This is a genomic window from Microbacterium sp. 11MF, assembly GCF_000383475.1.
GTDB classification, from domain to species: Bacteria; Actinomycetota; Actinomycetes; order Actinomycetales; family Microbacteriaceae; genus Microbacterium; species Microbacterium aquilitoris.
The window spans coordinates 1-16,689 of sequence record NZ_KB911461.1; the positions used below are offsets into that span (position 1 = coordinate 1).

Consider the following 16,689-nt stretch of genomic DNA (forward strand, 5'->3'; position numbering starts at 1 on the left):
GGGAGGGTGATCGGGGTGACGACCTGGGTGCCCGAGCCGATGCCGTCGGAGCCGTCGGTGGACGGGGTCCCGGTGGTGCCGGTGGGTGCGGCCGGGGTGGCTGCGTCGGTGCTTTCGGTGGTGCTGTCACCGATGACGGAGATTGCGACGTCCTCGACCGTCACGGGGACGGTGATGGGCGCGACGACCTGCGTTCCGGAGACGGCGCCGTCGGAGCCGTCGGTGGTGGCCGACGGTGCGGGCGACGACGGTGCGTGCGACGACGGTGCAGCCGGGGCCGCGGCATCCGTGCTCTCGGTCTTGCTGTCGCCGATGACCGACACCGCGGTGTCCTTGACGGTCACCGGAGCCTTGACGGGGGCGACGACCTGGGTGCCGGACCCGAGGCCGTCAGACCCGCTGGTCGACGCTGCGGGAGCCGTGGCGGGCTCCTTTGCGGGTGCGGTAGGTGCGGCATCCGTGCTCTTGGTCGAGCTGTCGCCGACGACCGAGACCGCCGTGTCCTTCACGGTGACGGGGACGGAGACGTTGATGATCGCCTGCGAACCGGAGGCAGCACCGTCAGAGCCGCTGGTGGATGCAGAGCCCGAATCGCGCGACGGAGCCGGGGAGGACCCCTTGTCGCTCGAGCTCGTGGACGAGTCGCCGATCAGCGAGATCGCCGTGTCACCGACGCTGATGGGGACGTCGACGTTGAGGAGGGCCTGGGTGCCGGAGAGCAGCCCGTCCTCTCCAGAGGTGGTCGGTTCTGCAGCCTGTGCGGCTGCCGCGCCGAAGAGGGTGATCCCCCCGGCGACAAGCGTGCCCAGCAGGGCGCGCGACAACATGGTGTTCATTTCTCTCTCTCCTGGAACATGACTGGGGATGGCGCGAGTGCGCCGTCACGCGGGACGTGCGGGATGCGTGCCGCGAAAATGCGCGGCAGAGTCCCCGTCAGTCGGGAGAGACGTCGGTGTCGAAGAAGGGCGCGGGCAGGCCGTGCTCATCGTTCGGCCGTCCCCGCCGCGCCCAGGCACGGTGCGCGACGGGGAGACCGAACGGAAGCAGGGCGAACAACCCGGCACCTCCTCCAGAGGAAGCAGAAGTCAGAGAACCGGTTCCCGCCAGGGGCGCTGCGGCCGCGGGCGGGGCGCTGTCAGGCGCAGGGGATGCCTCGGGCCCAGCAGCGGCCGACGATGCGTCAGCGGCGGAACCAGCCGTCACGGCTGCTTGGAAGGCGTCACGCGTTGCCAGAGTGGCGGGGCTCACCCCGGCGGCGGGAGCGGGCGTCGAAGGTGCAGCAGCAGCGGTTGCGGCGGGTGTCGTGCCGGTCGCGGAAGCATCGGCGTCGGGCGACGCTGGTGACAGCGGCAGAGGGTAAGCGGGAATGACGCCGAGGCCGGGTGTGGCGGGCTCTGTCACGGGGTCGACGGCGTCCACGGCCGGGGGGAGCACGGTGTCGATCACCGGGTCGATCGCGTCCACCACCGGCTCGATGACCGGGCGGACGGCATCTACGACAGGAGCCACGACACCATCCGTGATGGGCGTCACGACGGTGACAACGGGCGGCAGAACGGTGTCAGTGACGGGCTTGACCACCGTGTCGACGACGGGCTTCACGACCTTGTCGGTGACGGGTGCGACCACCTCGTCGACGACCGGCGTGACGACCTCGTCTGTGACAGGCCGTACGACCTTGTCTGTGACAGGCCTGACGACCTTGTCCGTGACGGGCTTGATCGCCTTCTCGACGACCGGCTTCACGATCTTCTTGGCCACCGGCTTCGCAACCTTGTCGGCGACGGGCGTGAGGACCTTCTCGACGGGCGCGACCGCCTTCTCGGCCACGGGCGTGACGACCTCCTCGGTGACGGGCTTCACGACCTTTTCGGTCACCGGTGCGACGGTCTGTCCGACGACTTTGGTCACCCCGCTGAGCAGTCCATCGTCTTCGCGGTCGGCGGCGTGGGCGTGCGATGCGCTCAAGGCCACCGCGAAGGCCACCCAGAGCAGTGCGACGCCGAATCCGATCGCAGCGAGGAGACCGAGTCGGACGAACGCGCGTTGCGTCGTAAGCACAGGTCACCTCCACGATGTCTCATCGGAACACGCGCCGTGATCGCCGCGTTCTGCGGGGTGCCTGGACCAGACACGGTATCCACTTCCTATGATTTTGACAAGAGCTTCTCGGGCATCCTTTTGAGGGGCCGGGAGACCGCAGAAACCGGCCGACTTTCTCATTTGACAAATCCGGGATTCTGCACATGGGTGGGGATAACCCTGAACCTTCAACCGGCACTTGAGGTCGGATATCTATCCACAGACTGTGGGAAAGAAAACTCCCGGTCGAGCATGATTTATCGGCGTCGCTTCTGTGAGATTCCACGCGTTGTCCACAGGGTCTGTGCACAGGGTCCGCGGCGTTTTGCGCAGATTGTCCACACAGTTATCCACAGGCCGGTTTGCGTGTGTCGGAACCCCTCCATAACGTGTGCGAGGGCCTTCCAGCGGGCCCGGAAGAGGGGCTTGGATGTCGATTGCGGATCTGTCCGACGACCGGATCGGCGGAGCCCGAGGCCCTGAGCGGGTTCCTCCTCACGACATGCTCGCCGAGCAGAGCACCCTGGGCGGCATGCTCCTTTCGGGCGATGCGGTCGCCGACGTCATCGAGGCGCTCCGCGGCACGGACTTCTACGTGCCGAAGCACGAGCTGATCTTCGAAGCCGTCCTCTCGCTGTACTCCCACGGTGAGCCGACCGACGTCGTCGCCGTTACGGACGAGCTGATCAAGACCGGCGATCTGCAGCGCGCCGGCGGTGCCGACTACCTGCACTCCCTCACGTCGATCGTCCCCACCGCGGCGAATGCGGCGTACTACGCATCGATCGTCCGTGAGCGTGCGCTGCTCCGCCGCCTCGTCGAAGCCGGCACCCGCATCGTCCAGATGGGCTACAACGGGCAGGGCGAGGCGCTCGACCTCGTCAACAACGCCCAGGCCGAGATCTACTCCGTCACCGGCGCGGAGCAGTCCGAGGACTACGTCCCGCTGCAGGTCGCCGTGGATGCCGCCGTCGAGGAGATCGAGGCGGCACGTGGCCGCGATGGTCAGATGACCGGCATCCCGACCGGCTTCGCCGCCCTCGACCAGCTCACCAACGGCCTGCACGGCGGGCAGATGGTCGTCGTCGCCGCTCGCCCCGCCATGGGTAAGTCGACGCTCGCGCTCGACTTCGCCCGCGCGGCCGCCATCAAGCACAACCGCCCGACCGTCTTCTTCTCGCTCGAGATGGGGCGCAGCGAGATCGCGATGCGACTCATGAGCGCCGAGGGTGCGGTGCCGCTGCAGAGCATGCGAAAGGGCATGCTCGACAGCCGCGACTGGACGACGATCGCCTCGACCCGCGGGCGCATCAACGACGCGCCGCTGTACATCGACGACAGCCCGAACATGACGCTCGTCGAGATCCGCGCGAAGTGCCGCAAGCTCAAGCAGCGCGTCGGACTCGAGATGGTCGTCATCGACTACCTCCAGCTCATGACGAGCGGTAAGCGCGTCGAGTCGCGTCAGCAGGAGGTCTCGGAGTTCTCGCGTGCGCTGAAGCTGCTGGCGAAGGAGCTGCAGGTTCCCGTCATCGCCCTGTCGCAGCTGAACCGTGGTGCCGAGCAGCGCGCCGACAAGAAGCCCGCCATCAGCGACCTGCGTGAATCGGGGTCGATCGAGCAGGATGCCGACATCGTCATCCTGCTGCACCGCGAGGCCGCCTACGAAAAGGACAGCCCCCGCGCCGGCGAAGCCGACCTCATCGTCGCCAAGCACCGTAACGGCCCGACCGACACGGTCGTCGTCGCGTTCCAGGGACACTTCTCACGCTTCACCGACATGGCCGTCGGGATGGACTGAGCCGCTCCACGCAGGCACGCGAAGGCCGAGAGCGAAGAAAAGGGAATACGCGGGGGGTCGACACGCTTATGGTTGACAAAACACAACTTGTTCTGCCGGCCACCGCCGGCCCCCCGCCGCGCATGACCCGCCGCGCGGAATCCTTACCGGCCTTCACCCCTCCGAGGAACCGTGACCACTGCTGCCGTGTCGAGCCCGACCACCCGAAGCACCCCGGTGATGACCCACCGCCAGATCCTGTTCGTCATCTTCGGACTCATGGCGGGGATGTTCCTGTCCGCGCTCGACCAGACCGTCGTCGGCACCGCGATCCGCACGATCGGCGACGACCTCAACGGCCTCAGCCAGCAGGCCTGGGTGACGACTGCGTACCTGATCGTGTCGACGATCTCGACGCCCATCTACGGCAAGCTCTCCGACATCTTCGGACGCCGGCCCCTCTTCATCATCGCGATCGCGATCTTCATCGTCGGCTCGGTCGCCGCGAGCTTCTCGACCTCGATGATCGAGCTTTCCGCCTTCCGCGCGATCCAGGGTCTCGGCGCCGGTGGTCTCATGTCGATGCCACTGGCGATCATGGGCGACATCCTCGCCCCCCGCGAGCGCGCCAAGTACCAGGGCTACTTCCTGGCCGTCTTCGGTATCTCGTCGGTGATCGGCCCGCTCGTCGGCGGCCTGTTCGCCGGCTCGGGTGAGATCCTCTTCATCGCCGGGTGGCGGTGGGTCTTCCTCATCAACGTGCCGATCGGCCTCGTCGCGCTCGCGGTCGTCCTGCGGTTCCTGCACATCCCGCGGCACCCGCACGGCGGGGTGCGCATCGACTGGTTCGGTGCGGCGGCGGTCATCATCGCGCTCGTTCCCCTGCTGCTCATCGCGGAGCAGGGCCGCGAGTGGGGCTGGACCTCACCCATCGCCATCGCCTGCTACGTCATCGGGGTCGTCGGCATCGTCGCCTTCATCCTGATTGAGCGCGGCATGAAGGACGACGCGCTCATCCCGCTCAAGCTCTTCCGGTCGTCGACGTTCTCGATGGCGACGATCATCGGCGTCTTCGTCGGCTTCGCGATGTTCGGCGCGATGCTCACGCTGCCGCTCTACCTGCAGCTCGTGCTCGGCTCGACGCCCACCGAGAGCGGCATCCAGCTGCTGCCGATGATCCTGGGACTCATGATCTCGTCGATCGTCAGCGGTCAGATCATCGCCCGCACGGGCCACTACCGGATCTTCCCGACCATCGGCACCGCCTTCATGGTGCTGGGCTTCCTCACGCTGACCTTCGTCCGGTACGACTCCTCGTACTGGCACCTCGCCGGCGCGATGCTCCTCATCGGTCTCGGCCTCGGCCAGCTCATGCAGACCCTCACGATCGCCTCGCAGAACTCCGTCGGTCCGCGGGACATCGGCGTCGCCACCTCGGGGTCGACCTTCTTCCGTCAGATCGGTGGCACGCTCGGCACGGCCGTGCTGCTGTCGCTGCTTTTCACGCTCGTCCCGCTGAACCTGCAGACCAACTTCAAGGATCAGCAGTCGCTCTCCGACGCCCTCGACGCCGCCCTCGACCCGACGGTCGCGAGCGCACCGGCCAACGCCGGCATCATGTCGAAGGTCTATGACCCCTTCGTGGGCCAGCTCTCGGACGGCGCCCTCGACGGCGCGCAGAAGGGCGTCGACGAGGCGAAGGCCGCGGCTGCCGACGCGGTCGCACAGCAGGTCGCATCCGGGGCGATCCCCGCCGCCGCCCAACAGGAGGCCACCGCCCAAGCCGAGCAGCAGGCCATCGCGCAGGCGGGGGCGAAGATCACCGAGCAGCTGCCCGTCGCGAAGGTGGCGGCCGACGGCACCGTGACGCTGGACTTCACGGATGCCGCTGCCCGCCGCGCCTTCGTCGACCAGGCGGTCCCGCAGATCATCGACGGGATGTCGAACTCGTCGGGCTCCTCCTTCGACGACAGCACGATGGACGACACCTCGTTCCTCAACGGTGCCGACCCGCGCCTGACGAAGCCGCTTCTGGTGTCGTTCAACCAGTCGACGGTGAGCGTGTACTGGGTGGCCATGGGCGTCGCCCTGATCGCGTTCGTCCTGACGCTGTTCTTCCGCACTCCGCCGCTGCGTCAGAAGTCGGCGCTGCAGGAGTCAGCCGACGCCGAGCGTCAGCCCGAGCCGATCGCGCTCGGCTGACGCCGGCGGGATGCCGGGGGTCCACCCGAGTTCCTAGAGTGGGGGGATGAGCTCGCGAGGCGACCGCACCCCGTCGCCGGCCGTGCAGATCGTGATCGTGGTCCTCGCGGTGGGCGTCGGGGTTCCGGTCGGGATCGGCGCGTGGATCGGCGGCATCCTGCTCGCCGAGAATCTCGGGGTGCGGATGCCGCCCGAGCAGGTCTTCGCGTGGATCATCGCCGCTGTCGTCGGCGTCGTCCTCTGGCCCCTCTCGCTCCGCGCTGCACGGCGAGGGTTCTCGAAGGCGACCGGCGCGGGTCCGGTGATTGCGGCGGCGGCGCGGAGCGAGCGAGCCCTCCGTGCGCTCGTCGTCATGGTGGGCGCCGCCGCGCTCGTGGCCCTGTGCGGACCGCGCGAGACGGCGAGCACGCTCGCCACCGCGTGGGAGGCCCTCGCGATCGGTCGACGCGAGAGTGGTCTCGTGATCCAGCTGCTCAGCCTCATCCTGGTGGCCATACTCGCGACGCCGGTCGTCGTCTACACGCACCGCGCGGCCAAGAAGCTGTCTGCGGGCGACACGCGCCGCCTCGTACTGCAGGAGCGAGAAGCGTGGACCCTGGCCGCTGCCACCGCGTGGACGACCTCGCTCATGCTCGGCCTCATCCTGGCGATCGCCATCCTGCTCTGGCTCTGACACACAGACCCCCGAAGGAGACATCATGCGCAACCTCGTCTACTACGTCGCCGTGAGCATCGACGGCTGCATCGCCGACGAGAACGGCGGGTACGACGCCTTCCTCATCGAGGGCGACCACAACGCCGCCATCTTCGGCGAGTACGCCGACGCCCTGCCCGGGCACGTGCAGCGGGCGGTCGGCATCCAGCCCACGAACACGACGTTCGACACCGTGGTCATGGGCTGGAACACCCTGATTCCCGCATTGGATGCCGGGATCACGAGCCCGTACCCGCACCTCCGGCAACTGGTCGCCAGCCGTCGGGAGCGCGAGGTCGACCCCTCGGTCACCCTGACGAACGATCCGGTGGCGACCGTCCGGTCCCTCAAGAACGAGGACGGCGCGGACATCTGGCTCTGCGGTGGGGGAGAGCTCGCCGGAGCCCTGCTGCCCGAGATCGACCGCCTCGTGCTGAAGCGCCACCCGGTGGCTCTGGGCTCCGGCATCCGCTTGTTCGGTGAGGCCGCCCCCGCGGAGTACCCCTTCACGCGGACGCGCGTGCGCGAGTTCGCCTCGGGCGTTGCGATCGAGGAGTACGCCCGCCGCGCGGGCTGACGAGGGTCAGGCGGGATGCCGCCGGAGCAGCTTCTCGGCCACCATCATCGCTCCGCCGAGCACGGCCGGAATCCCGCCGCCCGGGTGCACCGAGGCGCCGACCCGCCACAACCACGGCCGCCGCAGGTCGTGATGCGAGGGCTGGTGAAACGGGCCGCTCATCCAGAGCGGCCGCGCCGCTCCGTACAGGGCGCCGTGTCGCTCGCCGAATGAGCCGAAGTACTGCGGATCGAGCACAGCGGCATCCGTCATCGAATCGGTGAGTAGTTCGTCGAGGCCCATCGTGCGGGAGATCCGCTCGATCTCGCGCCGGACGAACGGGTGCTCGAGGCTGTAACCCGAACCGTCGGCCGGCGCGGTCAGCAGTACGGCGAGCGTGCTCCGATCGTTCGGGTAGACCTGACCGGCGCGGTAGAGGTTGACGAACGCCATCGTGTCGGCGGGCTCATCGCCCGCGGCGAGGCTGCGGTGCAGGGCGTCGGGCTTCGTGGGGAGGATGACGCTGTGCGCGGCGATCCGCTCGGGCAGCGGCTCGCGGAGCGCGCCGTAGATCGCCACCGCGGAGCACGACAGGGCGCCCGGGGTGCGCCGCCGCCCGCCGAGCAGGTCATTCACCCGGTCCGCGTCGAGCGCGCTCACGACGATGTCGGCCGCGAACGGGCCGCCCGCCGTCGTCACCCGTCCACGCTCGATGCGCGTCACGGTCTCGCCGGTGCGGATGTCGACGCCCGCGGCATCCGCCATACGCTCCAGCGCGAGCGGGATCTCGTACACGCCGCCGCGGGGAACCCACACACCGGATGCCGCCATGACGGCCGGCATGCTCGCGTAGAGCGCGGGGGTGCGCTCGGGCGGGACGCCGGCGTTGAGCGTGTGGATGGCGATGATCTCGCGGAGGCCCTCGGGCATCCACGTGAGGCTGTCGAGGTACGAGCGGGTGCTCAGCCGCGGTCCGTAGACCGCGAGCAGCCGGCGCAGCGCCGGGAGCGACCGTCGGTCGAGCGGATCGGCGACGAGGAGCGCGGTCACGTCGTCGGCGAGGGGCGCGTGCTCGTCGCTGAACCGCTTCCACGCCGGGTACCAGGGGTGCTCCGGCGGCACGGGGAGGGTGACGTCCTCGCCGGCGTAGTAGTAGCGGCCGACCTCGGGGAGCCGCTCCAGCTCGATCGCGCCGGGGTCCGTGCCGAGGCGTGCGCACAGCTCCTCCCACACGCCGGGGAACGTCACGAGCGAGGGGCCGGAGTCGATGCGCTCGCCGTCGACCTCGAGCCGGCGGCTCTTGCCGCCGACCGTGGCGGCCCGCTCGAGCAGGGTCACGTCGTGTCCGGCACGGGCGAGCAGAGCGGATGCCGCCAGGCCCCCGAGACCTGCTCCGATGACGACGATGCGGCTCATCCGTACACCTCGAAGAACATCTTCGTCAGCTGCAGCCCGCTCGCGACCGAGCCGGCGACGTAGGGGAAGGCGATCGACACCGGGTACAGGCGACGCCCGGTCGCGGGGGTGGGGCGCAGCAGCAGCCACACGATGAGGACGCCCCCGATCGCGAGGTTGAGAGCTGCGACCGGGATGCTGACGAGGGCGAACAGGACGGTGGACGCCAGCCACCAGCATCCGCTCCACACCGCCGTGCCGCGAGGCCCGAGAAGCACGGCAGTCGTCCGGATGCCGGCCTCGCGATCCTCGTCGATGTCCTGCACCGCGTCGTAGGCGTGCTTCGCGACGCTCCATGCGAGGAGGCCGATGACGGCGGGCCACAGCGGCGGCTCGCCGAGCGCGACCGGGACGATCAGCAGGGGCAGGCCGTAGGCGGCGTTGCTGAGGGAATCGAGGAACGGCCGCTGCTTGAACCGCAGCGGGGGCGCCGAGTAGAAGACGAAGACCAGCGTGTAGAGGAGGATCAGCCCGACGGCCGCGGGCGGGTAGGCGATGAGGAACCAGACGAGGAACGGCACATTCGTGATCGCGACGGCCCAGACGATCAGCCGCACCTCGCGCGGCTCGATCCGAGCGCCCTCGATCGAGCCCTTCCGCGGGTTCAGCGCGTCGGTCTCCTGGTCGAAGATGTCGTTCACGCCGTAGATCAGCAGATTGAACGGCAGGGTCAACCAGATGAGGAGCGGGATCGCCGCGGCATCCAGCAATTGCCCCGTGAGCCACATGCCGAGAACACCGGTGCCGATCGTGTTGATCCAGAGGACCGGGCGCGAGATGTGGACCAGACGGCCGAGCGTCGACCAGGCCGAGGCGCGGCGAGTCGGAGCGGGCTGATGGTCGATGGCGGGACTCCTCGGGTGGCGACGGCGCGGACGACCGTGTCCCGCGATTGTATGCGGCGGGGGTGCCGCACCGGCGGCTCTTGCGCCGGGGTTGCTCGCCTGTCGCGACGTGCGAAGGCGCGCGGCGTGTTGTGACAGGGGAGTGGGGGTCAGGGGCGCGGCGCTCGCTGCCCTGTCGCGATGTGCGGAGGCACGCGGCGTGTTGTGACAGGGGAGCGCGGGATGCCGCGTGGAGCGGGGGTCAGGCTGCGGGGGTTCCCGTGCCCGTGAGCCAGGGCTGCAGGATGTCGCGGGCCGTCGTCCAGCTCTGACGTCCATAGCGCTGGTTGTCCACGTGGCGCAGTTCGCCCTCGCCGCTGAACATGCTCACGAAGTACTGCATCCCCTGCCAGGCGGGGAACGTCTCGTCAGGGTCGCGCGAGAGGCGTCGTCCCACCGCGGCCATCGCCGAGAGCGTCCTCGTCGTGCCCGCCCACTGCAGTTTGAAGGTCTCGCCACTGAGCTCGGAGGCGAGCTCCGCCACCTGGCGGGCGGTGATCCGGTCGCCGGCGACCTCGACGACGCGAGGGGCGTCGGCATCGAGGGCGACCAGGGCGACGGTCCGAGCGGTGTCGTCCTTCGTGGTGACGTCGAGCGTCTGGTCGGCCGACGACCAGAACAGCACGCGCTTGCGATCGCGGAGGATCATCGGTGCCTGACCGGCGAGCAGTTCGGTGAACATGCCGTTCAGCACCGACGTCGCCTGGATCGGCGCCGCGTCGAGGTCCGCGGCGAACTCGCGGCGCAGCTCGAGGTTGCGGTTGGTCCCCGGGGTGAGGCGCCGGTAGTCGGCGGAGTAGTCCGACGGGAGGAAACGGGGCACGCCGGCCGCGACCGCCGCGGCGAGGAGTGCGCGCTGCGCGTCGACGATGACCGGACGGATGCCGCTGACCGCCGAGACGACGACGTCGACACCGGATGCCGCGGCCACGAGCGCGTCGTGGTCCGCGTAGTCGGCGGTCATGATCTCGACCCGTGCGTCGTCGCCGAATAGCTTTGCCGCGGTTGAGCTTCCGGGGCGGGTCAGCACCCGGAGCTGGACGTCGTGGGACAGGAGCTCGCGGGAGATGCGGCTGCCGATGTCGCCGGTTGCGCCGGCGACGAGAACGGTGGTGGTCACGAGGGGGTCCTGTCTGTGGGGGTGGAGGTTCCGCGGCGCGAGCGCTCGGGCGCGGCGACGGGGTGTTCGAAGTCCGGGTCGGTGCGCGCCGCGTCGGCGGCGACGGCGACACGGGCGAGGAGGGTCCGGAGCGTCGCGCGCTCATCGGGGTCGAGCGTGCCGAGCAGGCGGTCCTCCGCCTGGCGGAGCTGTGCACGCGCGGTGTCGAGGGTGGCGCGGCCCGCGTCGGTCGGATGGACGTGGCGCACGCGTCGATCGGTCGGCGCCGGCCTGCGCGAGACGAGGCCCTCCGCTTCGAGCGCGTCGAGCAGGTACGTCATCTGCGTCTTGTCGATCCCGAGGCGCTGGGCCAGCTGCAGCTGCGACGAGGGTTCCTCGGTCGTGATCGCGACCAGCACCTGATACCCGCGCGGACCCTGCGGCATCGCGCTCACCGCTTCGGCCCCCAGGCGCGTGAACGTCTGGAAGGTGAGGGGCAGGGCCCAGCCCAGCTCGGTCTCGATGCCGCCGGCATCCCAGTCGATCTCGGATGATTTTGTGTCGATCACGTCGCAACCGTACATGTGCAAGATCGTCTTCTGCAAATACGATCTTGCGATCGACTGAATCAGAGGCGACGGGCGATGAAGTCGAAGACGTGCCAGTGCTTCGGCCCCCGACCCGACGGGCCGTCCCTCTCGCGTTCGCTGAGTTCGACGATCTGCCATTGCGCAAGAAGGTCCGCAACCTCGCTCACCGAGTGTGTGAGCACGTCGTCGCGCGCAGCCCAATCGTCGCGATGTCCGAAGAGCTGACCCGCGAAGACGCCACCCGGGCAAAGCGCCGCAGTGATCAGCGTCCAGATGTGGGCGAATTCGGTCGCGCGAGCGAACGGCAACGAATAGCTTGCGAGGATGAGATCGGCATCCGGCAACTCGGCGAGATCGCCGAACGACGTATCACGCGCATCGAGACGCGGTGATGCGTCCGCACGTGCCGCGATGCGCTCCCGCAGTCCGGGTGTCGCGTCGACGGACACGACCTTCCAGCCCCGATCAAGGAGGAATCGCGAGTCGACGCCGTCCCCGGCACCGAGGTCGATCGCCGTCCCCACGCGGGTCACGTGTTCGAGAGCCGCGACGAGGTGGGGCCGTGGCGCCCGGCCCGCCGCAGCGGAGTAGTACTGCTGCCAGTCGCTCGCCTCCGCCATCGGGCCATTCTCGCGCGGTGCGCTGCTCTCGGGCGCAGCATCCGCTCGCCTGTCACGAAGTGCGCGGGCGGGCGGCGTGTTGTGACAGGAGAGGCGGGCGCGACCGCGCGGCACCCCCTCGTCTGTCGCGAAGTGCGCGGGCGGGCGGCGTGTTGTGACAGGGGAACGGGATGCCCCCGGGGGCGCCCCTAGGCGACGTCGAGCGCGATGCGGGCGCGGCGCGCGACGTCGAGGATGCGCCCGACGTTCTCGACCGCGACGCCTGGTTCGTCCGCCCCGAGGTGCTCGAGGGTCGCGAGCTGCGAGGCCAGGAGCGCAGGCGGCATGAAGTGCTGACGCGACCGCATCCGACGGTCCAGCTCCTCGGGCGAGACGACCAACTCGACGAAGCGCACGTCGGGAGCGGCGGCGCGGATCCGGTCGCGGTAGCGCCGCGCGAGGGCGGAGCATGCGACGACGAGGCCCGGCGCCTCGGCGAGGGTCTGTCCGACGATGTCGAGCCAGGGCGCGCGATCGTCGTCGTCGAGCGGGTGACCCGCTTCCATCTTCTCCACGTTGGCAGCGGGGTGCAGATCGTCCGCATCGACGAAGTCCACGCCGAGGTCGACAGCGAGGGCCGCGCCGACGGCGGTCTTGCCCGATCCGCTCGGACCCATGACGACGACGCGCGGTGCAGTGCTCACGATTCCACCTTCGCAGAGTTCATAGCGACGACGACCTTGCTGCTCTCGGCGGAGCGCCGTGCGGTCTCGAACGCGTCGACGGCCGCGTCGGGGCGGAACTCGTGGGTGATGACGGCCTCGATCTCGGGGCGACGCCGCAGGACCTCGATCGCCTCGTCGATCTCGTCGAGGAAGCGGAAGGCACCGGTGAGCGTCGCCTCCTTGGAGATGAGCGGGGCGATGTTCACGCCGACCGGCTGGTTCGGCAGCATCCCGATCTGCACGATGGTGCCTCGACGGCGGACGGCGGCGATCGCGGACGACACCGCGGGTGCGGCACCGGAGCACTCGAGGACGACGTCGTACGTGTCGGACGGGATCTCATCCTGGCCGACGCGCCAGACGCCGTCGGCCCCGAGCGCCCGTGCGCGCGCCAGCGGCTCGGGCAGCAGGTCGGTGATCTCGACGTTCGCCGCTCCCGCCTCCTGCGCGGCGACGACGGCGAGGAGCCCGATCGGACCGGCGCCGCACACGAGCACGCGCGCACCGGCGAGGGAGCCGGCGCGGCCGGCGCCGTGCAGGGCGACGGCTAGCGGCTCGGCCAGGACGGCGCGGCGCACGGGCAGGTCGGCGGGCAGGGTCCGGATCATGCCGGCATCCACCACCAGGTACTCGCTCATCGCGCCCTGCGTGTGCGGGGTCGTCGCGGCGCTGCCGAGGTAGCTGCCGCCGGGGCGCAGGTGCGGCTCGACGGGAATGGGCCCCTCGGGACCGAAGCGGGCGGGATGCACCGTCACCGCCGTGCCGGGTGCGAAGCGGCCGTCGGGGTCGAGGTCGACCCAGCCCGACAGCTCGTGCCCGGGAACGAGCGGCTCCGTCACCACGAACGCGCCGTTCGCGCCCTCGGAGTAATAGTGCAGGTCGGATCCGCAGATGCCCACGTATCCCACCCGCACGCGGACCTGCCCCGCGTCGGGCTCGGGGACGGGATGGTCCGCCACCGTGAGGTCGAGCTTGCCGCCGATGACGACTGCGTCCATGTGTGTCTCTTTTCGGATCAGACGACCGCGGTCATGCCGCCGTCGACGAACAGGTTCTGGCCGTTCACGAAGTCGCTCGCCGCCGAGGCCAGGAACACGAGCGGTCCGCGCAGCTCCGCGACGTCACCCCAGCGGCCGGCCGGGGTGCGCTGGGCGACCCAGTCCGAGAAGTCCGCGTCCGCGACGAGCGCCGCGTTCATCTCGGTGGCGAAGTACCCCGGCGACAGCGTGTTGACCTGGATGCCGTGGCGCGCCAGATCCGCGGCCATCCCGCGACTGAGCTGAGCGATACCGCCTTTGCTCGCGGCGTACGGCGCGATGGTCTGACGCCCGAGTAGCGACTGGACGGAGGCGATGTTGATGATCTTGCCCGAGCCGCGCGCGATCATGCCGGGCGCGACGAAGCGCGACACGTAGAACGCGCTCGACAGGTTGCTCGAGATGACGGCATCCCAGTCCGCGACGGGGAACTCCGCGAAGGGCGCCCGTCGCTGGATACCGGCGTTGTTGACGAGGATGTCGGGTGTCCCGACCCGCTCGACGAGCTCACCGATCGCCGTCTCGACAGCCGCGGCATCCGTCACGTCGAACAGGGTCGTTTCAGGACGGACGCCGGTGCGCTCGGCGATCGCGTCGGCGCTGCGGCCGACCGCCTCGGCGTCGCGGCCGTGCACGATGACCCGGGCGCCCGCCTCGGCGAGACCGACGGCCAGGCTCTGGCCGAGCCCCCGCGACGATCCCGTCACGAGGGCCAGGCGGCCGGTGAGGTCGAAGACGTCAGACAAGGGACACCGCGCCGAAGATGCCGAGCACGATGAGGAAACCGACGACCGATTCGATGGCCTGCTGCACGGTCCAGGTCTTGAGCGTCGTCTTTACGTCCATGCCCATGAGGCGGCCGACGAGCCAGAAGCCCGAGTCGTTGACGTGACCGGCGAAGACCGAGCCGGCGGCGGTGGCGAGCACGATGCAGGCGACCTGCAGCGGGTTGAAGCCGCCGGAGACCACGGCCGGGGCGACGAGGCCCGCTGCGGTCACGAGGGCGACCGTGGCCGAACCCTGCGCCACGCGGAGGAGGACGGCGATGATGTAGGCGGCGAAGATGACCGGCACACCGATCGAGGCGAGCGAGTCCGAGAGCGCGTCGCCGATGCCCGAGGCGCGAAGGACGCCGCCGAACATGCCACCGGCGCCGGTGATGAGGACGACCGAGCAGATCGGCCCCAGCGAGGACTCGACGATCTTGTCCAGAGCGCTGCCGCCGACCCCGCGGCGGGTGCCGAGGACGAACAGGGCGACGAGCACCGCGATGAGCAGGGCGACCTGGCTCGTTCCGATGAGGCCGAGCGCCTGCACCCAGACGGCGGTGCCGTCGACGGCTCCGGCCGAGACGAGCGCGGCGGAACCGGTGTTGAGGAGGATCAGGACCAGCGGGATGGCGATGACGCCGATGACGGTGCCGGCCTTCGGCGGGTTCGTGGGCTCGACGTCCTCGCCGAACAGGCGCGGGATGGCGAGCGGGATGCGGCGGTCGATGAAGCGCGCCCAGAGGTAACCACTGAGGTACCAGGTGGGGATCGCGACGACGAGACCGATGAGCAGGACGAGGCCGAGGTTCGCTCCGAAGGTCTCGCTGGCCGTGATGGGGCCGGGGTGCGGCGGCACGAAGACGTGCATGACCGAGAAGGCGGCGGCGGCCGAGATGCCGTAGAGCAGCATGTGCTTGCCGCCGATGCGTCGGGCCACCGCGAAGATGATCGGCAGCATGACGACGAGGCCGGCGTCGAAGAACATCGGGAAGCCCATGAGAAGCGACGCGACGCTCAAGGCGATCGCGGCGCGCTTCTCGCCGAAGACCGAGACCATCTTCTCGGCGAGCACGCGGGCACCGCCCGAGCTCTCGATGAGGGCGCCGAGCATCGCTCCGAAGCCGACGAGGAGCGCGACCGTGCCGACGGTGGAGCTGAAGCTGTCGATCAGCACCTTGCCGATGCTGCCGACGGGGATGCCGGTGGCCAGCGCCGTGAGCAGCGAGACCAGCACCAGCACGATGAACGCGTGCAGGCGCACCTTGATGATGAGCAGGAGGATCAGGGCGACCGCTCCGGCCGCGATCAGGAGGAGCGGTAGCGCTCCGAGTGTTTGCGTCCACTCATCCATGGGTGTGTTCTCCAGTGAATCGTCCCGGTGCCGGGGCCATTCCCGGCAGCGAGCCCACGGTGCCACATAAGTAGTACCTTTCGCAAGCGAATGATCGTACTTTTCGCGGTAGCGTGAGCATCGCTACGAAGGACACCGATGCCCACGCTTGCCACCACCGCATCCCACGCTCACATCGTCGAGACCCTCGGCCGGAGGATCGTCGGCGGTGAGCTGCCGCCCGGAACAGGGCTGACCCTCGCCGGTCTCGAGGAGTCGTTCACCGCATCGCGGACGGTCGTGCGCGAAGCGGTCCGGGTCCTCGAAGCGCACGGGCTGCTCACCTCGCGTCGCCGCGTCGGGCTCGTCGTCCGTCCGCAGGCGGAGTGGGACATCCTCAACGCGGACATCATCGAGTGGTCGCTCGACAGCCCGCGTCGGCGCGACGTGCTGATCGAGCTGACCGACCTGCGCGTCGCCGTCGAACCCGTCGCCGCCCGGCTGGCCGCGGAACGGGCGGGGGATGCTGAGCGCGACGAGCTTGTGCGGTGGGCGACGCTGCTCAGCGACCTCGGAAGTCAGGGGCTCGGTGACTCGGACGAGTATCTCGATGCCGACATCGCCTACCATCGGCTCCTCCTCAAGGCCTCTGGCAACGCCCTGTTCGAGAAGCTCGGTGACCCCATCGCCGAGATCCTGCGCGGCCGATCGGTGCGAGGTCTGACGCCCGGGATGCCGCGCGTCGGCACCCTCGAGGCCCACCTCGCGACGGCCCAGGCGATCCGCGACGGCCGCGGTGCCGACGCGGAGGCTTCGGCCCGAGAGCACCTGACCCTCGTCTCCGGCGAGGTCGAGGAAGTCTGACTCAGGGCGCTTGACGCGTATA

The 16,689-nt window shown here is 69.6% G+C and carries 16 protein-coding genes; 5 read left to right on the forward strand and 11 right to left on the reverse strand.

The annotated features are described in order from the left end of the window. Both H286_RS0111985 and H286_RS0111990 read right to left on the reverse strand, forming a co-directional pair. Positions 1–836 (reverse strand): chaplin family protein (locus tag H286_RS0111985; protein WP_020098328.1); only part of this gene is annotated, 836 nt, incomplete at its 3' end. Positions 837–933: 97 nt separating this feature from the next. Then, on the reverse strand, positions 934–2,061 hold the full coding sequence (locus H286_RS0111990; RefSeq protein WP_020098329.1) for a hypothetical protein: 1,128 nt from the start codon (positions 2,059–2,061) through the stop codon (positions 934–936). A 451-nt stretch (positions 2,062–2,512) separates the two neighbouring features. Here H286_RS0111990 and dnaB point away from each other — a divergent pair, with 451 nt between their 5' ends. From dnaB to H286_RS0112010, 4 genes are all read left to right on the forward strand, one after another. Next, on the forward strand, positions 2,513–3,883 hold the full coding sequence (gene dnaB / locus H286_RS0111995) for a replicative DNA helicase (protein ID WP_018187763.1): 1,371 nt from the start codon (positions 2,513–2,515) through the stop codon (positions 3,881–3,883). A 219-nt stretch (positions 3,884–4,102) separates the two neighbouring features. Next, on the forward strand, positions 4,103–6,064 hold the full coding sequence (locus H286_RS0112000) for an MDR family MFS transporter (protein ID WP_020098331.1): 1,962 nt from the start codon (positions 4,103–4,105) through the stop codon (positions 6,062–6,064). A 46-nt stretch (positions 6,065–6,110) separates the two neighbouring features. After that, positions 6,111–6,737: a hypothetical protein gene (locus tag H286_RS0112005; protein ID WP_020098332.1), complete on the forward strand. Its 627-nt coding sequence runs from the start codon at positions 6,111–6,113 to the stop codon at positions 6,735–6,737. 25 nt (positions 6,738–6,762) lie between these two features. Further along, a complete protein-coding gene (locus H286_RS0112010; protein WP_020098333.1) occupies positions 6,763–7,335 on the forward strand; it encodes a dihydrofolate reductase family protein in 573 nt (190 codons plus the stop codon). 6 nt (positions 7,336–7,341) lie between these two features. Here H286_RS0112010 and H286_RS0112015 read toward each other — a convergent pair whose 3' ends face one another. The 9 genes from H286_RS0112015 to H286_RS0112055 all read right to left on the reverse strand — a co-directional run bounded on the left by H286_RS0112015 (position 7,342) and on the right by H286_RS0112055 (position 15,824). After that, the gene (locus H286_RS0112015) at positions 7,342–8,730 is read right to left on the reverse strand and encodes a phytoene desaturase family protein (protein ID WP_020098334.1); all 1,389 of its coding nucleotides are present in this window, start codon (positions 8,728–8,730) and stop codon (positions 7,342–7,344) included. Further along, complete coding sequence (locus tag H286_RS0112020) at positions 8,727–9,614, reverse strand: UbiA family prenyltransferase (RefSeq protein ID WP_051090681.1); 888 nt, start codon at positions 9,612–9,614, stop codon at positions 8,727–8,729. Before H286_RS0112020 ends, H286_RS0112015 begins: the two co-directional genes overlap by 4 nt. Positions 9,615–9,855: 241 nt before the next feature. Continuing rightward, complete coding sequence (locus H286_RS0112025; RefSeq protein ID WP_020098336.1) at positions 9,856–10,773, reverse strand: NmrA family NAD(P)-binding protein; 918 nt, start codon at positions 10,771–10,773, stop codon at positions 9,856–9,858. After that, positions 10,770–11,321, reverse strand: a complete 552-nt coding sequence (locus tag H286_RS0112030) for a MarR family winged helix-turn-helix transcriptional regulator (protein WP_231370959.1) — start codon at positions 11,319–11,321, stop codon at positions 10,770–10,772. The genes H286_RS0112025 and H286_RS0112030 overlap by 4 nt, the downstream gene beginning before the upstream one ends. A 59-nt stretch (positions 11,322–11,380) precedes the next feature. Then, complete coding sequence (locus tag H286_RS0112035; RefSeq protein ID WP_020098338.1) at positions 11,381–11,962, reverse strand: class I SAM-dependent methyltransferase; 582 nt, start codon at positions 11,960–11,962, stop codon at positions 11,381–11,383. A gap of 188 nt (positions 11,963–12,150) precedes the next feature. Beyond that, positions 12,151–12,645 (reverse strand): gluconokinase, encoded by a 495-nt coding sequence (locus H286_RS0112040; RefSeq protein WP_020098339.1) that lies wholly within the window; start codon positions 12,643–12,645, stop codon positions 12,151–12,153. After that, positions 12,642–13,664 carry an L-idonate 5-dehydrogenase gene (locus tag H286_RS0112045; RefSeq protein WP_020098340.1) on the reverse strand — a complete coding sequence of 341 codons (1,023 nt, stop codon included), beginning with the start codon at positions 13,662–13,664 and terminating at the stop codon, positions 12,642–12,644. Before H286_RS0112045 ends, H286_RS0112040 begins: the two co-directional genes overlap by 4 nt. Positions 13,665–13,681: 17 nt before the next feature. Further along, the gene (locus tag H286_RS0112050; RefSeq protein WP_020098341.1) at positions 13,682–14,449 is read right to left on the reverse strand and encodes an SDR family oxidoreductase; all 768 of its coding nucleotides are present in this window, start codon (positions 14,447–14,449) and stop codon (positions 13,682–13,684) included. Beyond that, positions 14,442–15,824: a GntP family permease gene (locus H286_RS0112055; RefSeq protein WP_020098342.1), complete on the reverse strand. Its 1,383-nt coding sequence runs from the start codon at positions 15,822–15,824 to the stop codon at positions 14,442–14,444. Before H286_RS0112055 ends, H286_RS0112050 begins: the two co-directional genes overlap by 8 nt. 138 nt (positions 15,825–15,962) lie before the next feature. Here H286_RS0112055 and H286_RS0112060 point away from each other — a divergent pair, with 138 nt between their 5' ends. After that, a complete protein-coding gene (locus H286_RS0112060; protein WP_020098343.1) occupies positions 15,963–16,667 on the forward strand; it encodes a FadR/GntR family transcriptional regulator in 705 nt (234 codons plus the stop codon). Positions 16,668–16,689: the final 22 nt, after the last annotated feature.